This window comes from Paenibacillus polysaccharolyticus, from assembly GCF_900102085.1.
GTDB lineage: Bacteria > Bacillota > Bacilli > Paenibacillales > Paenibacillaceae > Paenibacillus > Paenibacillus polysaccharolyticus.
Map to the genome: position 1 here is coordinate 74,705 of NZ_FMVM01000009.1, position 20,716 is coordinate 95,420.

Below are 20,716 nucleotides of genomic sequence, written 5' to 3' on the forward strand. Positions count from 1 at the left end.
AAAAAGCCGCCGATCTCAGCGACTCCATTGTAACATTATTTTTTTCTCTGTAGTCTATATCGGAGCAGATATATAGGTTTCTCTCTATCATTTATTTGTATCTGTTCTAGATTATCTTTCGGAAAAGGTTCATAACCTCATCCTTGGACGGTTGATACGGATTACCTGGTGCACAAGCATCTTTCATTGCATTACTTGCAAGCAACTCCACATCCGGGTTCTGTACCCCAAGTTCGGACAGCTTTTCAGGAATCCCCACTTCTTTGGCCAGGTTCCGAATCGCAGTAATGACGTATGCTGCACATTCCTCATCGGTGCGCTCCTTTACATCCATCCCGATCGCCTTGGCGATATGACGGAATTTGTCCGGCACATGTTTGGCATTCATCTCTTCAACATAAGGAAGCAACATCGCGTTACACACACCATGCGGTAGATCATATACCCCGCCTAATTGATGTGCCATGGCATGAACATATCCGAGACCCGCATTGTTAAAAGCAATACCTCCCAGGAAACAGGCGTAAGTCATATACTCCCTTGCTTCCAGATCAGTCCCATCCTTCACTGCTCTTGGCAAATATTCAAAGATCAATTTGACCGCCGCAGCAGCCGTTGCACTTGTAACCGTAAACCCACCTGGTGTAACCATCGCTTCAACCGCATGGGTTAACGCGTCCATCCCCGTTGCAGCAGTCAGACTCGCAGGTTTACTCAGCATAAGCTCAGGATCATTTACCGACAGATCAACTAGACAGTTCCGGTCTACCATCACCATTTTCACTTTTCGCTCCTCATCTGTAATGACGTAGTTCATCGTCACCTCGCTTGATGTACCAGCTGTTGTATTCACAGCTACAAGCGGAACCGATTTGGTTCGGGATTGGTGCAGTCCTTCATATTGACGGATGTGTCCACCGTTTGCAGCAACGATTCCAATCGCTTTTGCAGCATCCTGCGGTGAACCTCCGCCTATCGATATAATGGCGTCACAGCCATGGTTCTGGAATACTATTAACCCTTCATGCACTTGCTCGCATGTTGGATTGGGCTGTACCTCATCATATACGACATAGTCTAACCCTGCTTTCCGCAGCGTAGACAGTACACGTTCGGCAATACCTGACGTAACCAGTTCTTGATCCGTAACGACCAGAGCCTTACGTATACCCATCTGTCCAATCATTGGAGCTGCATCCTGCAAACACCCTCTACCCATCAAATTCACGGGTGGGACATAATATGCATGCGTTGCCATCTGAACCAGCCTCCTGTAACCCTGATTTACTACCTTTATTGTAACTGAATCCGTTTCCAGCTATAGTGAAATAAATCACAATCAACTGATAAATGTTACATTGTCCCATGCAAATAACCGGATTTTATAGTTTCTTTGATCATAAAAAAGACGACTTGGACACCCTCAGGGTCTAAGCCGCCATATCGTTTGATTACTTTTCCGATTACAATGCCTTGTCGTTAACACCATCAAGCCAAGCTTCAATCTCACCAATGACGGATGATACACAGCCGTCTTCAAATGGTGATTTTAAACCGGCAAGCTCCACCAGACCTGTGAAGGACAGGCTACCACCAGCTTTGCACAATGTCAGATAATCAGCCCATGCTGATTTCATATCTTCATTACTGCGTTTCCAGAACTGGAACGCACAGATTTGTGCCAGCGTGTAGTCAATGTAATAGAATGGTGAAGAGAAAATATGACCTTGTTTATGCCAGAATCCGCCTTGCTCCAGATATGCGTTATCCTTGTAGTTGATATGCGGCAGATAAGTTTTCTCAATGTTACGCCAAGCCTGCTTGCGTTCTGCTGGTGTCGCATCCGGGTTCGCATAGACAAAATGCTGAAATTCATCCACAGATACACCATATGGAATAAACAACAGGGCTGAGGACAAATGATCGAACTTGTACTTGTCTGTATCTTCCTTGAAGAACAATTCCATCCACGGCCAAGTGAAAAACTCCATACTCATCGAATGAATCTCTGCGGATTCAAATGTAGGCCAGTTATATTCCGGCACAGCAAAGTTACGGCTCTCATACACCTGGAAAGCATGTCCAGCTTCATGGGTCAATACATCAATGTCACCTGACGTACCGTTGAAGTTGGAGAAAATGAACGGCACTTTGTAATCATTCAGGAACGTGCAATATCCGCCGCCCTGTTTGCCTTTTTTGCTTACCAGATCCATCAATTCGTTGTCAGTCATCATCTGGAAAAACACATCTGTTTCTGGTGAAAGTTCTGCGTACATGCGTTTCCCGTTCTCTACGATCCAGTCCGGATCACCTTTGGGTGTTGGATTGCCTGTTTTGAAACTAAAACCTTGATCGTAAAAATAAAGCGTATCGACATCAATCCGGCTACGCTGACGCTCTCTGAGCTTGGTCGCAACAGGTACGATGTAGTCGCGGACTTGCGCGCGGAAATTAGCGACCATCTCCGCATTATAATCTGTACGGTTCATACGGTCATAACCAAGCTCCACATAGCTCGGATACCCCAGTTTTTTCGCAATCTGTGTACGTACCTTCACCAGTTCATCGTAAATGCGGTCAAATTCAGCTTCGTGCTCCGCCATAAATGTATACCGGGCTTCCGAAGCACGTTCACGCATCGAGCGATCCGTAGACAGCTCAAACGGATGAAGCTGAGGCAGCGTGCGCTCTTCACCTTCGAATGGAATTTTGGCAGAAGCAATCAGCTGATTGTATTCTGTAGAAAGTTTATTTTCCTTTTGAAGATCCTCAATGATCTCCGGGCTGAATGTTTTCAAAGCTTGCTCAGCGAGCTGAAACAGCTGGGGTCCCCACTTTTTCTCTAGTTCTGCACGGAACTTGGAGTTCACCAGCGCACGGTAAAAATCGGTAATGTATTCTTGGACAACAGGCTGACTATCATCCAGGAATTCATTCTCTGCCTTATAAAACTCATCATTGGTATCAATAGAATGACGGATATAGACCAGCTGTGCTTGCGTTTCAAAATCGTTACGCAAAGCATTGATCTTGTCCATGAATTCACTCTGCTCTTCCACTGTAGATGCCGCTTCGAATCCCTTCAGCAGTTCACCGAAAGAGGTCTTGATGTGTTCCAGATCGGGACGTGTATACGTGTATTCACTAAACTTCATTTATGTACACCCTTTCCTGTTTGGCAAATTTCGGGAAAAACCCGAGAAGCTATCCCTTATTATACAAAAGTGAAGCCTAAAAATCCCAACTTTACGAAAAATATTTGTCCATCGGTCAAATGCTTTTACAAAAATATCAAATAAGCCCGCCTCGCATCCGCGAAGCAAGCTTATAGGCTTGTCTTTTTTTCAATTGTTCCTATGGATGGTTCCACAATTAATGTTTGTCTTCGTCAACAATCTTATAGAACCAGCCCATTCCAATCATACCCACAACCATAATCGCAGCTAGAATAATAATATAAGTCATGAATGTACCTCCCTTGCCCGTATATTCATCTCTATCTTAGTGTACACGCGGAATGGCCGTTTGAATTAACCGAACATTGACAAAAATACGAAATCTTTAATTTTAATCAACGATAAACATCACTTTTACTTTACTTTTTTAATCCAGCGCCATAGTAATCTCACCATTTACCCCGTTTTATACATCTTGTTCGCATCTCCGGTCGTTCCGTTGTATACTATACTTCTGGATTGGATAGATATGGACATTACCACACTAGACCTACGCAGAAAGGCAGGCTTCACATGTCAACTCGCATTTATATACGTCAATTATCGCTTTCTATTATGTTTGCCCTCATGCTTATCATGTTGTCCGCCTGTGCAGATGGAGAAGCCCATGTAACTGTGAATACAGATGGAACGGCCGATCTGGATCTGAATCTAAGTGTGTCGGACTCGGCCCTTGGCAAAATTGGACAAGACAATCTAATGCCCTTGCTAGCTGAAGCGTTGGAACGGAATAATTTTAAGACAGAAGTGACCAAACAGGCGGACCAGAACGTGTTGAAAGCAACGACTCATTATGAAAAAAGCAACATGACCGGATTCGATTCCTCGAAGCTACCGCCAGGAATTCATATCGAACAATCCAAGACACCAGGCTTTTTCACATCCCAATTGCATATCCTTGCCGAAGCTGACCTTATGGAATCCATGCCCGATGGGGATATTAAAGATAGGATCAATAGCGTTCCGGGTTTTCTCAAACGGCTTTTGTTAAAAGATGTGAATTTTGACTTCAAACTCTCTCTGCCGATTAAAGCCCAGAATTCCAATGCTGACCAGGTAGAAGATGGTGGTAAAACGCTAATCTGGAACGTTTCTCCTTTGCAAAAGAATAAGCTGGATTTGACAGTACAGATTCCGAATATTCGGAATATCCTGTTAGTTGCCATCGCAGGCCTTGTGTTGGTCCTGGCCTTGCTCATCTGGTTCTTCATACGGCGCAGACGGACAAGACGACGGCGAAATTCGATTGCAGATCTAAAAAATTCATGACCCCTTCCGGGCAATGAGATTTGTGACTTGCCAAACGGTGTTATGGATAGTAGAATACATCCGTACTGTGAGAACGGTTAACGATGATTAAAGCAAAAACTAAAGAGGTGAACAAGTTTCATGAATATCCGGGAATGCGCCCTGCCTGGTATCGGGGTGAAGTACCAGTTTCATACAAAAGGTGGTAATCAGTTAGTTATCATCAAACACGAAGATGGACGCCGTGAGTTATTTTCGGTAAATCCGCAAGATAATGAAGAGCTCACACTGATTGCAGAATTGGAAGATGATGAATGTGTAACACTCTCAGGATTAATCGGAGGATGGTCCTGAGTACGAGCTTCCTAGCAGTTTAGTAACTTCAACACACTTAAGCGCAAAAAAACAGCAAATTTTACCCAAAAAAACCTGTACTCCATTGGAGTTACAGGTTTTTTGAGTTAATCATTCCAATTCCCCCGGTGGGATTGAATATAAGGTACCCATGTGTTCAGCACTCGGATAATTTCTGCAGAGTGGAAAGGTTTGCTTATGAAGTCTTGCATTCCGCATTGCAAACAAGCTTCCCGATCTCGCTCCCCTGCAAAGGCTGTTATCGCAGCGATCACAGGGATTTCCGGATGCATTTTCCTAATCTCACAAGTCGCTTCAATCCCATCCATCACAGGCATTTGGATATCCATGAAAATCAGATCATAAGGGGTAGTTGCAAGCAAATGTATAGCTTGTTCTCCATTTTCCACAATATCGCACACCCCGCCAAATTTGCGAAGCATTTCCTACAGAAGATGGCTATTCACAGCCTGATCCTCGGCAATCAAAATCCGAATGCCTCGTGCAAGGCGGTTACGCTCTGGCAATTCTACCGTGACAGCAACCTCACCTTCTTCTGACACCATTTCCTCCTCTCTCCACTTGTCCAGCATAATAGTAAACTGGAATTCCGCCCCCTGCCCAATCTCACTTTGAACTCCGATAGCTCCGCCCATTAGCTCCACTAATTTCTTGCTAATGGCAAGTCCCAGCCCCGTTCCTCCAAATTTCCGATTAATCGCTGGGTCCAACTGGGAGAAGGATTGAAATAATTGATGCTGTTTATCAAATGCAATACCAATGCCTGTATCTTTAACTTTAAACGAAAGCATCAGCTGATCTGGACCATATGCTTGCGAAGAATCCATCTCCGCAACGATCGTGACGCTTCCTTTTTCAGTAAATTTAACAGCATTACCCACCAAATTAATCAGAATTTGACGAATTCTTGTCTCATCTCCGCATACACGTTCCGGAATGTGATCCGATATTTCACTGTACAGCTCAATATTCTTCTCAGAGGCTTTAATGGAGAACAGCTCTATTACACTGCCTAACATGTCCCGAATATCTACTGGCCCCTGTTCCAGATCCATTTTGCCTGCTTCGATTTTACTGAAATCCAGTATTTCATTCAAAATATAGAGTAGCGACTCCCCGCTATCAATCATGATCTCGGCAAATCCCTGTTGCTCCTCATTCAGCTCCGTTTCCATCAAAAGATGTGCCATTCCCATAATCCCGTTTAGCGGTGTACGAAGCTCGTGGCTCATAATGGCAAGAAACTCGGATTTTGCACGATCCGCATGCTCTGCTGCTTCCTTGGCACGAATGATTTCTTTTACCGAAGTCATATCACGGAAGACCAGCACAGCACCACGTGTTTTCCCTTGATCCATAATCGGCTTCAGTTGGAACTCTGCAAGAAAACTCGATCCGTCCTGACGCCAAAATACGGATTCTGTACGAGGCAAGGCCCTACCTTCACGCACAGCACGCAAAATAGGTGTGCCGTTCGTCGGATATGGAATGCCCTCGCTCTGCATCTGTATCATCATTTTTTCCAAAGGTTTACCGTTCATCTCACTCGGACAGATATTCATCATCTCCGCCGCTGCAGGATTGGCAAAATTCACGTTTCCATCCAGATCCAGCCCAATCACACCTTCGGACATTCCATTCAAGATCAGTGCTCTTTCATAACTTAAATTTTCAATCTCTTCGACGTAACGTTTGGCTGCTGTAACATCACTCGTAATGCCATAGACACCAACCACTTTATCTTCTAATAAAATAGGAACGTTGATCACACTTGTCTCGATTCGTTGTCCATCCTTATGAATCAGACCAATCTCATAACGCTGCGCTACACCCTTGACCGATTCTTCAAAATGATAACGCGTCTTCTCCAAGTCGACCGGATCAATCAGATGATCAAAAGGTCGGCTTAACAGTTCTTCTTTGCTATGCCCTGTTAATTGCTCCTGCCCAACATTCGCTTTCAGCAAGTTCCCGTCCAGATCCAGAGATGCCACACCAAGCGGATTACAATCAAACAACGACTTGTACTCCTGCAAATTCAATTGTTGCTGTTTGCTTTCTGTAATATCACGTGTGACTGCAACCATCTCTTGCAAATTTCCCCACTCGTCACAAACATAATGAGTCAGCGTATCCGCCCATACAAGGGAACCATCTTTGTGCACTAGACGATAACTAATCCGCTCCGGAGTGAGCCCGATCATCTGACGGCGGATATAAGCCTTTACAGCCGGGATATCGTCCTGATGAATACAGAACATTCCTGAGCGTCCGATCATTTCTTCAGGCTCGTAACCGAGCATTTTTCTGCTGGCATGTGATACATATTTGAACGTGCGCTCGGCATCCGCTTCGTGAATTGCAATCAGATCCATGGATGATTCAGCCAGGATGCGCGAAATACGACTACTTTCTTCCAGTTGTTGACGCTGATTAAGAAGCGTTTCTTCCGCCTCTTTTTGCTTCGTAATGTCTGCAGCTTGTACTAGTAAATATAAAGGCTCTCCGCTTACCTCGTCCCGGACAATGCAAGCTCTAATTGTTGCCCACAGCAACGTGCCGTTTTTTCGTTTCAGGCGCACCTCTGTTTCATACATCGGCTGTTCACCGTTGGTCATTTCCCAGAAATTACGGCGAAACTCTTCGTACCTGAGGTCCTCTTCATAAATCATATGTACAACGGAAGTATGCAACAGTTCTTCCTCCGTTGATCCAAGCATCTCGCAAAAAGCTGGATTTAACTGCACCCATAGTCCATTAACATGAGAAGCGACAGCAATGCCGATTGGCGCGTGTGTGTATAATTGTTCGAACAGAGACCGGCTCTGTGTGATGGAGTTCGACACTACGTATCCTCCCTTACCGAGAATGTAAATGTTATTCGTATGAACAGATCGACCTGAACATAACTATATCTTATAGAGTAGTACCCCAAATACCACGATAGTTAAACGAAACAAAAGTAAAAAAACATGGCAACAATCGACACGTTAAGATCTTCAGCTTTTCAGCACACCCAGGTCATGAAAGAACGGAGGTTATTGCCCCATGATTATTGTTGCGAATCAACCGATTCAACTGTCGCCATCCGAATGGTCTGCATTTGAATGGTACTGGTTACAGCAGCTACAAAACCGCCCCATAAGGTATGTGTATCAATCCATGGAACATCTCCATTTTGAATGGAGCTTAAGAGAATCCCTTGTTGATGCAGCCGAAGGGTTGAACCGAAGCGGTGTCAGCTTTGCCTCATTCGAAGACTCCAGGTGTAACCCTGCCTTTTGGAATCGAAATGCACGGGGTGGATTCGAGCTAAGGCCAGATGTAACACCTGCAGAAGGCATCCGAGATATATGGAGAAACGGACGCTTATATGCGTTCGAGTGTGCAACTGCTACCGTTATTGTACTCTATGGAGGCGTACTTGGAAGCATCCGTGAGGATGCCTTTAATTCATTATTCCGTAATCTGTTGCTATTTGACTGGCATTACGACAGTGATCTGCGTTTGACAGAAAAGAATGGCAAGGAACTCGCACTACCTGGAGATGTGCTTTATTTCAAAAATCCAGACGTGTCACCCAAAACCCCTGAATGGCAAGGTGAAAACACCATTATGTTGAGGGAAAACTGGTACTACGGACATGGTATTGGCATTGCAAACGGTCAGGAAATTATTCGAACCTTAAATCATTTTCGTTTTCCCGGCAGCATGACCTCGGCCTATTTAATGGATATGGTCATATATCCAGACTTCCTTTATTTATCCCGCTATGCCAAAAATGCCACCGGCAACAACCCGGACATAACCACACCCGTATTACCTGGACAAATGTATGTTCGAGTGGGCGGCAGTCGCTATTTGCGTACTTGAATGTCCGATCATGAGATCAGTTACGCGTCATTAATAGAATAACCCACACGTTGCAAAAAGCCCAATCACAAGCAGCCATGGCGCTGACTTGATATTGGGCTCCTTGCAATATGTTATCAGTTCAGTGGATCAAGCTGAACCACGACTTGCTTGCCGCTAACCTGAACTCCTGTTGTTTTAGTGCCGTATTCTTTCAACGCTTTGCACAGTTCTTCTGCCCAGGCTTTGCCTGACTCTCCCTCTTTGGCTCCATGCACTTGGATGACCAATTTCACGGAGTCACCTTTTTTCAGAATACGCTCTGCTTGTGACTGCTTCACATCCCGGTCATGATCCTCCATTTGCAGATGCAGGCGAATTTCCTTTACTTTGCGTTTATCCGGAGATTTGCCTGCCTTTTTCTTCGCCTGCTGTGCTTCTTCACGGGCAGCGCCCTCACCAATCAGTTTACACGGAGGTGGGCTAGTCATCAGGGACAAACATACCAAATCTACCTTATGCTGTTTGGCCAGCGCCAGTGCTTCCCGTGTTGACATGACGCCCAGGTCTTCTCCATTCAGACCGGTGAGTTGCACTTCGTTAGCTTTGATCTTTTCATTTTTAATGATCTGAGCCATGCATCTTCCTCCTTGACATGAAAAGCCTGTCCTGATCACTGAAGATCAGAGCAGGCTTAAATATTAGACTACATTTCGTGTGCTGTTATAAACGTTACCTACATTGCATACGTTGCGTTAAGATTAACAACCTGTCATAACGATGACTTTTTCTCGTAATATCGTGGCGTGTCCCCCGAATTACAACGAGTTAAATGCTTCTGTCAGAACAGGTACGATCTGCGATTTGCGAGATACAACACCTTTGAGCAATGCTTTGTTATCTGTCAGCGTTACGTTGTATGCTTTTTCAACCGCTTGAGTAGATGCACCATAAGCCAGTCCAACGGAGTCATTGTTCAAGATATCCGTCACAACAAACAAGAACAGGTCAAGTCCTTTGCTGGAGATAATCGCTTCAATCGCCGCTTCAAGCTCTGGCTGTTTTACCAGCACATCATTAACGTCAACCGCATTCACTTGGGCGATTTCCACTTTCGCTGTACCCATAGCGAATTCTTTCGCATCCAGAGAGATCAGCTCAGCAATTGTTTTCTGACTCAAGTCTGCGCCAGCTTTCAGCATGTCCAGACCATAGCTATCTGCATCTACACCGGCAATAGCAGCCAGCTCACGTGCTGCAGCTACGTCTTGCTCTGTGCAAGTTGGAGATTTGAACAACAAGGAATCCGAGATAATCGCGGACAACATCAGACCTGCGATCGGCGCACTGATTTCAATGCCGTTCTCTTTGTACATTTTGTTCAAAATCGTTGCAGTACAGCCTACAGGCTCCGCACGGAAATACAAAGGCTGACTTGTCTCAAAATTGGCAATACGGTGATGGTCAATGACTTCAACAACGGTTACATCTTCAATATCACTTACACTTTGCTGACGCTCATTGTGATCCACCAGAATGACTTTATTCACTTCGTTAGCCGCTGTTTTGATCATACGCGGTGCTTCAACTTTGAATTGATCCAGTGCGAACTGCGTTTCGCCATTCACTTCGCCCAGGCGCACGGCTTCAACTTCCTGTCCCAATTTGCTTTTCAGGTCTGCATACGCGATTGCTGAGCAGATCGTGTCTGTATCCGGGTTTTTGTGGCCGAAAATTAGTACTTTTTCCATATTCATAGCCCTCCGTCAATTCGAGTTTAAGTTAATCTTATCCTTATTTGAATCATACCTTACTGATTATAGCGCTTATACGTCTTAATTCCAATCCCTTTACAGCGAATTAATCAGAGATTACATGAAGGCCAGTTTCGCAAGTAGCGAACGCCGGGAATAAAGAAGAAGCTATTGGCTTATTATCATCAACAGGTATCCACGTCTGTTCTAATTTGCAGGGGTGTTCGCTACATTTGTAATCAGATGTCCGTCCAGCTTGTCACCTTTACACAGGGCTTGCACGAGCTCCCGGCCTGATTCCGGGGTCATTTTACCGTACCAGTCCCCTTGCGGATACACAATGGTTACACATCCATCATCACAGCGGCCATTACATTTGGTACGTGTTGTATGAATGAATCCTCCGGCCTGTTGTTTCGCAATTTCGTCCCGCACCGCCTGAGTGACTTCTTCCCCCTCATTACGCATGCATGTTCCGCCGTTACAGAGTAAAATATGGTGTTGCAGTTGATCCAGATCATAGATAGCCAAACTCGCTTCATTCCTCTCACATCAATAGGATATGTATCTTTTTATGATTGCACAGTATAACATTACAACTCTATAAATTAGCACATCTATCCAGGTTTGTGCAACGATAACGATAAACTACAGCTCAGGATCGAACGTATTCAATCCTTTTTTCACAAAGAATGTCTGCAAACGACCTGCTTCGTTAATCTCCAGCAAATTCAATTGTGCGCCATAAGCACATCCACCGTCTATACCGATCTTGTCTCCGCGCGGGTCCATCCAGATTCCAGGCTCATCCTGCAAATATTGCACAGGGGTATGCCCAAACACAACAATCTCCTTAAGTGCTGTAGGTCTGCTGTAAAAAGGTTCGCGAATCCAGATAAAATCCCGTTCGGACTGGTTTCTCCAGTCGGCTACATCCGGGTTAATGCCCGCGTGTACGAAAATGTATCCCGGAATTTCATACGACAACGGAAGCTCGTCCAGAAAATGCAGATGATGCTCATAATGAGAGCGCATCCATTGTTTATCCTGAGCATACGCTTGCCAGTCCATCTGATCACCATCATACGAAACGGGGAGATAACTCGCCAGCGTCTGTAATCCGCCATTGCGAATCCAGTGTAAATCGTACTCTTCGACATCATGGGTCAGAGCCTTCACCATCATGGCATCATGATTCCCCTTGAGAATAACGATTTGGTTCTCTTGTCTTAGCTTCATAATCTGCTCAATGACCTGTTTGCTATCAGGGCCTCGATCTACATAATCCCCCAGCAAAATCAACTCATCCTGCGACGGGTCATAATGAACCTGCTCCAGCAGTGCATTGAATTCATCATAACAACCGTGAATGTCACTGATGACACATCTGCGCAAGTGAATCTCCTCTCTTTCCGGTTGAGCCCAAAATGCAAACCGAAACCTTGTCTTCCTGCTGCAACAACAACTGCAGCCAAGTCAGCAAGGTTCCCGTCTTATCCAAACTTATATTCCAGATCCTATAGGTATAATCCTGCTTTAGTTCTGATTCAGACCGAAAGCTTCTGCAATCAGACGGAAAGAACGAAGACGTGCTTCGAACGAATGGATGGCAGACGCAATAATCACTTCATCGGCTTCGTGACGTTCAGCCATCGCAATAATTTTGTCCTTCACCTGATCCGGCGTGCCAATGATGGAGAATGAGCGGCGCTGACGAATCTGTTCGAGCTCCATCGCTGTATATGGGTAGTTATTCACCGTTTTCAGAGAAGGGAAGGACTTCTGTTCCAATCCGCGTCCAAGTCGCAGGAAAAATAACTCATTGCTGCGAGCCAGTTCAGCAGCTTCTTCTTCTGTATCCGCACAGAAAGCGGAGACCGCAATCATGGAGTGAGGTTTGTCGCCTAGAATGGACGGTTTGAAGTGGCGACGATAATGTTTCATCGCTTCCTCGCCGCCTGGTGTTCCGAAGAACTGGGCAAAGGCATAGGCAGTCCCTTGCGCCGCGGCAATCCTTGCCCCTTCCGAGCTGGACCCCAAGAGCCATACTTCGGGTACCGTTGGAACGGAAGGTCCGGCTACAAGGGAAGCAAAACGATGATCTTCAGGCAACTGCTCGTGGAAGTAACCACCAAGATCCGCAATCTGTTGCGGGAAAAACTGTACATTCGATGATTTGCCCTCGTTCAATGCCCTACTGGCAATAGGCATACCTCCTGGTGCACGCCCAATACCAAGGTCGATACGTCCGGGGTGCAAAGCTTCAAGCAAACGGAAGTTTTCCGCCACTTTATACGCGCTGTAATGCGGCAGCATAACGCCTCCTGATCCTACTCGGATACGCTCCGTATGGGCAGCCACATGGCCAATCATGATTTCCGGGCTTGAAAAGGACAGCGCACCTCCGCCGTGATGCTCGGACATCCAAAATCGGGAATAACCTAGTTGTTCAGCATGTTGCGCTAACGTTACAGCTTCCTGCAAGGCATCATGTACATGGCGACCCTCACTAATGTGTCCATGCTCCAGTACACTCAATTTCATATATATTCATTCCTCTCGTCAGTGAAGTGATAGAATAAAGGTGCTTTTCCTTCTTGCTTACTTGTCCATTGTAACATTAAAAATTACAGTTTGAAACTTTACATTGCTTTACTCTTCATTTTCCCCTGACATATCGAAAAGAAAATAAAAAAACACAGCCAGTTTTTAGCTGGCTGCGTTATAGGACATTATGCACTATTTAACTCATTTAAATTAAGGTGCTCGTTTAGGTAATAACTTCACGTACTCATCAGACAGCTTCATCAAGCTGAGCACATGTTCGTAATCGGAACGGTATGGTTCCAGATTCGTGACTGGCTCATAGGTTTTGAGCGAGTATGCCGTTCCATCGTCAAAGCCTGCACCAGGAATGAACATGATGTCATTATTCACAAATGAACCTGTTGGCAAGTAATAACGAATACCGAATGCATTGTGATCCATATTGAGCAAGTCGTGCCCAAACGCTGTGAACTTCTCTTGCTTCAGCGATACGCCCATCAGATTCATGACGGTAGGCAGAATATCCAGTTGACCACCCGGCTGCTCAATCACTTGCCCTTTCGTTTGTTTCGGCGTATGAATCATCAGCGGAATATTGAATCGGCTTACTTTTCCATCGTAAGGGATATCCAAGTTTTCCTGAATCTGCTGTGTAATCTCTGGTTCCTCCGGTAGTCCAAAGTGATCGCCATAGAGCACAAGCGTTGTATTATCCCATAAACCGTTGGCCTTCAATTCGTCAATCAGTTGACCTACTGCGTAGTCTGTATAATTGATCGCTTGCAGGTAATCATGTAACAGTTTGTTTGTAATCGTCGCCGGGATTTCAATACGTGCGCGATCGGCTGGAACAGTAAACGGCGAATGGCTTGACGCTGTGATGAACTGAGCATAGAACGGCTGTTTGGCAGCCTGATGCGCAGTCATTTTTTCCACACCCACCCGATACAATTCTTCGTCCGATGGCCCAAAATCGTTGAATTTATCATTCGTAAAGCTCGGTTTATCGAAGTATCTTGTGAAACCCAGGGCAGGGTACATCTTGTTGCGGTTCCAAAAAGTTACGTCATTGACGTGGTATGTCTCGGACTCATATCCTTCTTTCGCCAGCAGTTTGGGAAGGCTTGGAAGGTCACGGTCACTATACCCGGCTGACATCGGTACAACTCCTGTAGGATAAATGGACGTATTCGACATAAACTCCGCATCCGATGTATTTCCTTGACCGATCTGTTGGAAGAAATGAGAGAAATAATAGCTTTCTTTCGCAAGATTATTTAAGACTGGCGTTAATTCTTGACCATTTAGCGAAGCATTAATCGGAAAATTTTGAAAGGATTCCAATTGAAGCACAATCAAGTTACTGCCTTTTGCTTGACCAAAATATTTGGCCTTCACCAGTGCACCGTTATCCGTGTTGTTCTGGTATGGATATTTGCTCACCAATGCATTAATCTTGGCAATCGTTTCGTTAATATTGCCACTCGCAATGGCTTCATTTTCCTTGCTCGTCAGTATTGCCGAGGACACCTGATAGTTCAGAAAACCGAGATTTTCAGCCCGTACCAGCTCGTTATCAATCGTTTCCCCCTTGACGATAAAGCTGCCAGACAAAACGATGCAGAACGCCGCTGTAAGTGCAACACCCAGTTTGCCCCAGTAACGGCTACGATGTTTGCCAAATGTCAGGCTACTCTCATGGTAACTGCTGCGATACGCCCCTCTGCTACGTCTGCGTCTGATCAACCCGAGCGGTATAGCCAGAATAATATCGGCAAAAAACATAAAGTGTTGCGGCCGGACCAGCGGTCCGATACTTCCTCTCACCTGAGCGACCTGCCCCAGTTCACTTAACGCGGTGTACGTAGGTACCGAACTGAAGTGTGCATTATATAGCGTGGCTGCAAACAAAATCAGGGAGAACAACACATTAAACGCCCCGTATACCGTGCGCTTCCAGCTCAGCGGTACAATTAAATCCAGCACGCATACAATGGTAAGCGCAGCGAGAGCATCGGTGAAAAGGCCTATGCCCGATAACCCATTGAAGAAAAAATAACGCAGAAGCGATAACTTCAGCAGCATTAAAATAAACAAGACGGCAAATAAGGTCCGTGATGTTGACTGCTTGCTTTTATTCGTCGATGTAAACATGGTCGTTTTCAACCCTTATCTGAAATTTTACGTTCATTTTACAAAACGCATATTTCAGTATAACAGTTTTCGTGTCACTGTTCCATTGAGGTTATGCTATATAAGTAGAACTAAAATGATTTACACGGGCACTCCAAAGACAGAATAACCTTTCAATCGCTATTATCCCCAGATTTTTCTGTCTTCTCCGTTCTTGTGTAAATGAATCGTTCAACTTATAAAGACGTCCACACTGGTTCAGATGTGTTTTAATGAAGGACGAGGATGGGACTCAGGCGATCGTGGATATATCCTCGTTCTTCATGCTTTGATGGTTGCGCGATGCTCGAATGACTGCCTGCGCTGCTGCAATTCGAGCCCATGGAATCTGCTCGGGTCTGCAACATACAGCCACTAACTTGATATCATGGATAAACGAAATGGACGCTGCATCTAGTATATGTTCACCGGTTATGGATGTTTTCAGATGTGGTTTGCGAATTCGCCCTTGCGTAGCTGTCATCTCCACTAAACTGCCTACCCCTTCTATATCAAAGGTATGAGAAGAACTACATTCCCTCTGGAAAGTCTCCTCGTCCACCAGCTCTCGCCCAGTTGTTTCCTCACGAGTGTTGCCGTATATAGATTGTGTCAGAGTATCTGCATCAAACGAGATAAAGTCTGCATAACGCGCGATTTGTGCTGCTTTCCTTGCAGAGTTTTGTGAGGTAACTGCAGCCCCTACCTTATAAATACAGTGGCGTCGCTCTTCACCAAGCACCTGATCCGCTACATGATCCACCAATGCTCTCATTTTTTGAATTTCTTGTACATGCTCCACATGCGGAATCATGATTTCGGGACGAACCCATAGCCCTTTACGGATACTCTTGACCGCTGCCTTGAAAATAGCCTCCAATTGCATTTCATGAATCCGGGATAAAATCAGTGCCGAAGCATTACTATCCTGCTCCAGCACATTTACATCCTGGAACAACTCTTGCAGCGAAAAATCAAATAATTGAATGTTCACCGGTCGTCCGTCCATCACTTCAAAAAGACATTCCATATCTGACTGCTGCATCGGCAGCAATCGTTCCAACCCACACCTGCGATCTGCTTCCGTATCCGCCAAGAGCATCTTCTGCATATAAGGCTTTCTGGACGGAGACAACAGCATGGTCTCGGTTACACATAACCCGATTCCCTCTGCATCCCATGCTCGCGCATGTCCAGCCTCTGATACATATTCCACCTTGGCGAGAATGGATAACTCTTTTATGTCATCAGCCCATTCCAGCAAAACTTTCAGTTCGGGCAGCTCCTGCTGCATACACGCTGTTACATCTTCTGATCTCATTCGGAGGAGAGCTTCCTCTTTTGAAACCAGCCCCTCATGCACGAAATGGACTGCGTTTCTGATCGTAGCCAATGAACTTAATTTCGCAGGTTGCACATGTTGTATGCATACCGAGCCCGACTTCACCACGTAGGAGAGTTCAAGTACTATTCCTGTGCGTCTCTCTAGCTCCGTACAGATTATCTCTAGATCTGTATAGCGCTTTGAATTATTTCTTTTTAAGTAAGAGAGCGCATGCACCATTCCAGACTCGCTTCTTGACGGCAGATAATCTCCTATCATGCCTTGTTCCCCCGTTGCCGGATTACGGGTGAAGACTTTCCCTGAACCTATATAATCGACATCTTTACCCTCTACCATGGCCTGTATAAGTACAGCTGACCCGCTTGTTGCTCCGTTTGCTGTTCCTTTTATTGCTTCTTCCTTTGTTTGATCCTCAAGGAGACCAGCTCTATGATTCATCTTGTTAGCAGAAGAGAACACCGCTCTAACAGCTGTTTGAAGTTGAGAAAATACATCCTGTGGAAAAGGACTTCCGCTGACCCCCTGAATCAAATCCTTCCATTCTTTAATCAATGATTCAAGCTCCGCTTCTCCTGAAAAATAAGGCTCTGAATCTGCCATCTTCACAAATGTCATTTTATAAGGAATACCATGAACCATGTGCCCGTACTGCTGAAGTAAGGCGAGATAACATTGAAGCGCATAAAAACGATTGCCTGTCTGGTGAGCGAGATGTTCGGCGGTTTCATCATTCAGACCTACGTAAGATATAGCGTATTCTTCGGATACCGAAGAAGAACCAGCCTCATCTGATCGCACATCAAACAGAAGCGGATGGTTCGGTCCTCCAAAAGATGTACCCGTCTGTTGCTCCAGATGTCGGATGGCTCTAACCAGCTCTTCCATGATTTCATCGGAAAGTTGACCAAGACGGGTACAATATGCGCGACAGCCATCCGTCGTAACGACCATTCCCGCTGGAACAGACCATCCTGCTCGCATCAGTTCTGCGAGGGCTACCCCCACACCATGCGTCAGTCCTTCCACGTCTGCACCTCTTTCTCCCAACAGCATTACCCGTTTAGTCATTGCAACTCTCCCATCTGCCGTCCATGGCTGTGATTAGTTAGCAGCGTCGTTAGGCCTTAAAACAGCGCTGCCTTCACTCTAATGTTATGTTGCAGGAGCGTCTTCAAAGACTACAGGTTCAACATTTTGTGAACGTTATTCTGTTTTTTTTGTTAAATTTGATTCCGTGCAAAGCAAAAACTCCCTCAGCATGAGCTGAAGGAGCCTTTGTTTGTTTTTTTGCATAACCAATACTACCCTATAAACCGCAAGATATCGTCGATTTTCTTCCCATGAGAGATCACACCGTAGTTCATCCACGTCAAAAAATCTACCTCATAAACATTACCACTCTTCACGGCAGGAAGTTGCCTCCATTCCGTTCTATCCAGCAGTTGCCGTTCCTCTCCGAAACTTAAAGAGTCACGAGTATCAAAGGTAATCAATAGATGATCAGCTCGAAGCTGACTTAATTGTTCTAATCCAATGTCGACTCTCCGCTCATGTTGTGTCCACTGTGTCACATATTCATGAGGGTTGAGACCGAGATCCCGATAGATGACTGGGCCTACATAACCAGATTGATCACCGTAAAGTGTAATTCCCGAAGCCGAAACACGGAGAAAAGCAACCGATTCTTTGCGCATACGTCCTTGCAGATGTTTTTTGGCCTCCATGGCTTTATCTTCATATGACTCAATAACGTCCTGGACTCTATTGTTTCTGCCAAGCACGTCTGCCGCCGATTTCAAAATGGCACGCCAATCTTCACCCTCTTGATGTACATAATACACGGGCGCCACCTGCTCGAATCGATCCAGGTTCCATGTTTTATATCCCATGTCCAGCATGATGAACTCTGGTATATGCTCCGCCTGAAACTTGGCATCCCGCTGACTGACGTCAAATTCGGGCACATCATCCAGCTGTAAATAACGTTGTTTGCCCCATGCCCTGTGCGAACCTTGCAATATCGGCTTTACTCCGAGCGCCAACAGGAAATCCTCCAAGTAAGGAGCAAACACTCGCACCTCCTGGCGGTGATGACGACGGTACACACCTGGTGAGACACCCGAGTATTGCTTGAAGCGGCGACTAAAATAATACTCATTGTTAAATCCCACATGACTCGCAATATCATGCAGACGATCATCCGTTATCTGTAACAGCTGTTTGGATCGCTCCAGTCGAACACGGTTCACATAATCAAGAGGAAGCTGGCCTGTCAATCTCTTGAAATGCCGCGTATAACTTGTTCTGGATAGACCGGCTCGGGAAGCTAGCTCGTCCACTGTAAGTATCTGATTATAATGTGATTCAATGTATTGAACGGACTGCTGGAGAGGGGGCCGATCATGATTCGGTTGAAGCTCTGGATCATTTTGACGAATGACATCTCGGAACCACTGTTGAAACTGGATTTGTACATCCCACACGTCATGCACAACTGTAACATGTTGCTGGCGATATAACTGTTCTATACACTCCACACAAGCACTCCAAGGGGTATATGTAAACTCAATTACGGATACTATATTGTCAGTAACCAAACTTATTTCACGGTTAATAGCCTGCTTCTCCAGATTGTTTTGGATCGGCATTAACTTACCCGAACAGCTGTCTTCGAACATTGAATTCATATCCATTTTATAAAATGTCAAGGCCTCTTCTTCTCCAACATCAGCTGTTACAGAGAAAGAAACATCTGCACGTACCAAACATATGGAACCCGGTTCCAGCTTTGTTTGACCCTCAGAATACGTTAGAATACCCCTTCCTTGCACCACAATAATAAAAGAATGAGCTTCCGTTTGCTGAAATGAATATGTTGAGCTTGTTTCCAATGTATAATTTACGTATTGTATGCGTTGTAAGGAGCAGAGCCATGGCTTGGTCATGATGTGCTGTATTGAAGCGTACATTGTGCATCCATCTTCCTTATATGAGAATTGTTATCAATTAGATTTAGTGTAAACGAAAAAAGAAAGCTCTTCAACCCACGCTGAAGAACTTTCTCTATTCAATTCACAAGTTATGGCGTCATCTTTTCCAACAAATCATCAATCTTCATGGAATTTGCAATGACTGCTCCGGACTGCCACTGAGACCTTTCCATCATGTAGACATGTTTATTTTTAACTGCAGGAAGCGACTGCCACAGTTTTCCGTCCAACATGTGGATGGCTTCCTGATTTTCTGCGGAATCCCAGGTTCCGTTCGAAGGAAACACGATAATGTGATCGGCATCCAGACTCGGAATCGCCTCTTCGGACAGAATCTCTTGGTACTCTTTCATATCTCGTGCAAGTGGATGTGGAGTAAGTCCAAGATCAGAGTAAACAAATCCGGTATACCGATTTTTGACCCCGAATAACGCCAATCCTTTGTCTGCTACGTTTAACCTCACAACCGCAACCGTCTCATTTCCGATGGTTTGTTGTAATTTTGCTTTTGCATCTGCAATTTTTTGTTTGAATTGCTTTTCAAATGCTACCCCTTTTTCTGGCTGCCCTACAATATCGGCAATGGTCGTCAATACCTGATTGGAGTCCTGAAGAACACTCTCCGGCAAACGGTAGGTTGGGGCTACTTTGCTATATTGTTCGTATTGTGTTGCATCTACCCCACCGTCCACAATGATCAGATCCGGGTTGTATTGCAAAAGTGCCTCGATGCTGCCTGTTGTATCAAACTTTGGCGCATCTAACTTCAAATAATCCTGTACTCCCCAAGTGGGATGATACCACTGTACAACCGGTGTAATATCCAGCGCCTTGAGATAGTCCTCGACATAGATACCCGCAATCCGCTGTGGATGGACAGGGATCGTTACTTCTCCAAACTCATCCTTCACAACACGTGTCTCGTTGTTTGGAGCCTCCGTTTCTACAGAGGTACTATTCTTGGCTTCTCCCTGTTGTGCTGACGTTTCCGTATTTGCGCTACAACCGGATATCACCATTGCAGTGAGCAATAACAACATCAACCACCCTTGAATTACTTTGCTTAGCCTTACCATCATGCATTTCCCCCTATGTGTAATCTGTAGATGTCATCATGAGAACAGAATACTTTAATCTATAATGATAATCATTCTCATAAAACTCTGTAGGTGAATTGTACATGATGTAGCTGTG

General features: G+C 45.2%; 16 protein-coding genes and 1 pseudogene. 3 read left to right on the forward strand and 14 right to left on the reverse strand.

Going from position 1 to position 20,716, the window contains the following annotated elements; translation table 11 throughout:
- Nucleotides 1-106: 106 nt before the first annotated feature.
- Nucleotides 107-1,258, reverse strand: a complete 1,152-nt coding sequence (locus BLQ13_RS13720) for an iron-containing alcohol dehydrogenase (RefSeq protein WP_090920686.1) — start codon at nt 1,256-1,258, stop codon at nt 107-109.
- Nucleotides 1,259-1,463: 205 nt separating this feature from the next.
- On the reverse strand, nt 1,464-3,158 hold the full coding sequence (locus BLQ13_RS13725) for a M3 family oligoendopeptidase (RefSeq protein ID WP_090920688.1): 1,695 nt from the start codon (nt 3,156-3,158) through the stop codon (nt 1,464-1,466).
- Between the two features lie 594 nt (nt 3,159-3,752).
- Between BLQ13_RS13725 and BLQ13_RS13730 the strand changes: the two genes are divergently transcribed.
- Together BLQ13_RS13730 and BLQ13_RS13735 are read left to right on the forward strand one after the other, a co-directional pair.
- Complete coding sequence (locus tag BLQ13_RS13730; RefSeq protein WP_090920690.1) at nt 3,753-4,508, forward strand: hypothetical protein; 756 nt, start codon at nt 3,753-3,755, stop codon at nt 4,506-4,508.
- A gap of 120 nt (nt 4,509-4,628) precedes the next feature.
- Nucleotides 4,629-4,841: a cation:proton antiporter regulatory subunit gene (locus tag BLQ13_RS13735; protein ID WP_090920691.1), complete on the forward strand. Its 213-nt coding sequence runs from the start codon at nt 4,629-4,631 to the stop codon at nt 4,839-4,841.
- Between the two features lie 107 nt (nt 4,842-4,948).
- On the opposite strand, the gene BLQ13_RS13740 is transcribed toward BLQ13_RS13735, so the two are convergent.
- Nucleotides 4,949-5,284 carry a response regulator gene (locus BLQ13_RS13740; protein ID WP_090920694.1) on the reverse strand — a complete coding sequence of 112 codons (336 nt, stop codon included), beginning with the start codon at nt 5,282-5,284 and terminating at the stop codon, nt 4,949-4,951.
- A gap of 3 nt (nt 5,285-5,287) precedes the next feature.
- Nucleotides 5,288-7,708: a PAS domain-containing protein gene (locus BLQ13_RS13745; RefSeq protein WP_090920697.1), complete on the reverse strand. Its 2,421-nt coding sequence runs from the start codon at nt 7,706-7,708 to the stop codon at nt 5,288-5,290.
- A 202-nt stretch (nt 7,709-7,910) separates the two neighbouring features.
- Here BLQ13_RS13745 and BLQ13_RS13750 point away from each other — a divergent pair, with 202 nt between their 5' ends.
- Nucleotides 7,911-8,735 (forward strand): protein-glutamine gamma-glutamyltransferase, encoded by an 825-nt coding sequence (locus BLQ13_RS13750; RefSeq protein WP_090920700.1) that lies wholly within the window; start codon nt 7,911-7,913, stop codon nt 8,733-8,735.
- A 116-nt stretch (nt 8,736-8,851) separates the two neighbouring features.
- Here the strand turns inward: BLQ13_RS13750 and infC are convergent, their stop codons facing one another.
- The 10 genes and pseudogenes from infC to BLQ13_RS13795 form a co-directional block, all read right to left on the reverse strand.
- Nucleotides 8,852-9,343, reverse strand: a complete 492-nt coding sequence (infC, locus tag BLQ13_RS13755; protein ID WP_090921116.1) for a translation initiation factor IF-3 — start codon at nt 9,341-9,343, stop codon at nt 8,852-8,854.
- A gap of 189 nt (nt 9,344-9,532) precedes the next feature.
- On the reverse strand, nt 9,533-10,465 hold the full coding sequence (locus BLQ13_RS13760) for a manganese-dependent inorganic pyrophosphatase (RefSeq protein ID WP_090920703.1): 933 nt from the start codon (nt 10,463-10,465) through the stop codon (nt 9,533-9,535).
- A gap of 210 nt (nt 10,466-10,675) precedes the next feature.
- Nucleotides 10,676-10,999, reverse strand: a complete 324-nt coding sequence (locus BLQ13_RS13765) for a (2Fe-2S) ferredoxin domain-containing protein (RefSeq protein ID WP_090920706.1) — start codon at nt 10,997-10,999, stop codon at nt 10,676-10,678.
- A 117-nt stretch (nt 11,000-11,116) separates the two neighbouring features.
- The gene (locus BLQ13_RS13770) at nt 11,117-11,863 is read right to left on the reverse strand and encodes a metallophosphoesterase family protein (protein ID WP_090920709.1); all 747 of its coding nucleotides are present in this window, start codon (nt 11,861-11,863) and stop codon (nt 11,117-11,119) included.
- A gap of 141 nt (nt 11,864-12,004) precedes the next feature.
- Nucleotides 12,005-13,012, reverse strand: coding sequence for an LLM class flavin-dependent oxidoreductase (locus BLQ13_RS13775; protein WP_090920719.1), 1,008 nt, complete (start codon nt 13,010-13,012; stop codon nt 12,005-12,007).
- Nucleotides 13,013-13,225: 213 nt separating this feature from the next.
- A complete protein-coding gene (locus BLQ13_RS13780) occupies nt 13,226-15,169 on the reverse strand; it encodes an LTA synthase family protein (RefSeq protein ID WP_090920722.1) in 1,944 nt (647 codons plus the stop codon).
- Between the two features lie 271 nt (nt 15,170-15,440).
- A complete protein-coding gene (locus BLQ13_RS13785; protein WP_090920725.1) occupies nt 15,441-17,600 on the reverse strand; it encodes a putative PEP-binding protein in 2,160 nt (719 codons plus the stop codon).
- Between the two features lie 233 nt (nt 17,601-17,833).
- Nucleotides 17,834-19,240, reverse strand: coding sequence for a helix-turn-helix domain-containing protein (locus tag BLQ13_RS13790; protein WP_244159312.1), 1,407 nt, complete (start codon nt 19,238-19,240; stop codon nt 17,834-17,836).
- Nucleotides 19,241-19,243: 3 nt separating this feature from the next.
- Nucleotides 19,244-19,501, reverse strand: a pseudogene (locus BLQ13_RS29175) (AraC family ligand binding domain-containing protein); the annotation flags it as partial.
- 110 nt (nt 19,502-19,611) lie between these two features.
- Nucleotides 19,612-20,598: an ABC transporter substrate-binding protein gene (locus tag BLQ13_RS13795; protein ID WP_090920731.1), complete on the reverse strand. Its 987-nt coding sequence runs from the start codon at nt 20,596-20,598 to the stop codon at nt 19,612-19,614.
- Nucleotides 20,599-20,716: the final 118 nt, after the last annotated feature.

What these genes read in the sequence shown, in the direction of transcription:
- BLQ13_RS13720 (WP_090920686.1), bottom strand. Translation starts at nt 1,258, where the DNA reads ATGGCAACGCATGCATATTATGTCCCACCCGTGAATTTGATGGGTAGA.
- BLQ13_RS13725 (WP_090920688.1), bottom strand. Translation starts at nt 3,158, where the DNA reads ATGAAGTTTAGTGAATACACGTATACACGTCCCGATCTGGAACACATC.
- BLQ13_RS13730 (WP_090920690.1), top strand. Translation starts at nt 3,753, where the DNA reads ATGTCAACTCGCATTTATATACGTCAATTATCGCTTTCTATTATGTTT.
- BLQ13_RS13735 (WP_090920691.1), top strand. Translation starts at nt 4,629, where the DNA reads ATGAATATCCGGGAATGCGCCCTGCCTGGTATCGGGGTGAAGTACCAG.
- BLQ13_RS13740 (WP_090920694.1), bottom strand. Translation starts at nt 5,284, where the DNA reads ATGCTTCGCAAATTTGGCGGGGTGTGCGATATTGTGGAAAATGGAGAA.
- BLQ13_RS13750 (WP_090920700.1), top strand. Translation starts at nt 7,911, where the DNA reads ATGATTATTGTTGCGAATCAACCGATTCAACTGTCGCCATCCGAATGG.
- BLQ13_RS13760 (WP_090920703.1), bottom strand. Translation starts at nt 10,465, where the DNA reads ATGGAAAAAGTACTAATTTTCGGCCACAAAAACCCGGATACAGACACG.
- BLQ13_RS13775 (WP_090920719.1), bottom strand. Translation starts at nt 13,012, where the DNA reads ATGAAATTGAGTGTACTGGAGCATGGACACATTAGTGAGGGTCGCCAT.
- BLQ13_RS13780 (WP_090920722.1), bottom strand. Translation starts at nt 15,169, where the DNA reads ATGTTTACATCGACGAATAAAAGCAAGCAGTCAACATCACGGACCTTA.
- BLQ13_RS13785 (WP_090920725.1), bottom strand. Translation starts at nt 17,600, where the DNA reads ATGACTAAACGGGTAATGCTGTTGGGAGAAAGAGGTGCAGACGTGGAA.
- BLQ13_RS13795 (WP_090920731.1), bottom strand. Translation starts at nt 20,598, where the DNA reads ATGGTAAGGCTAAGCAAAGTAATTCAAGGGTGGTTGATGTTGTTATTG.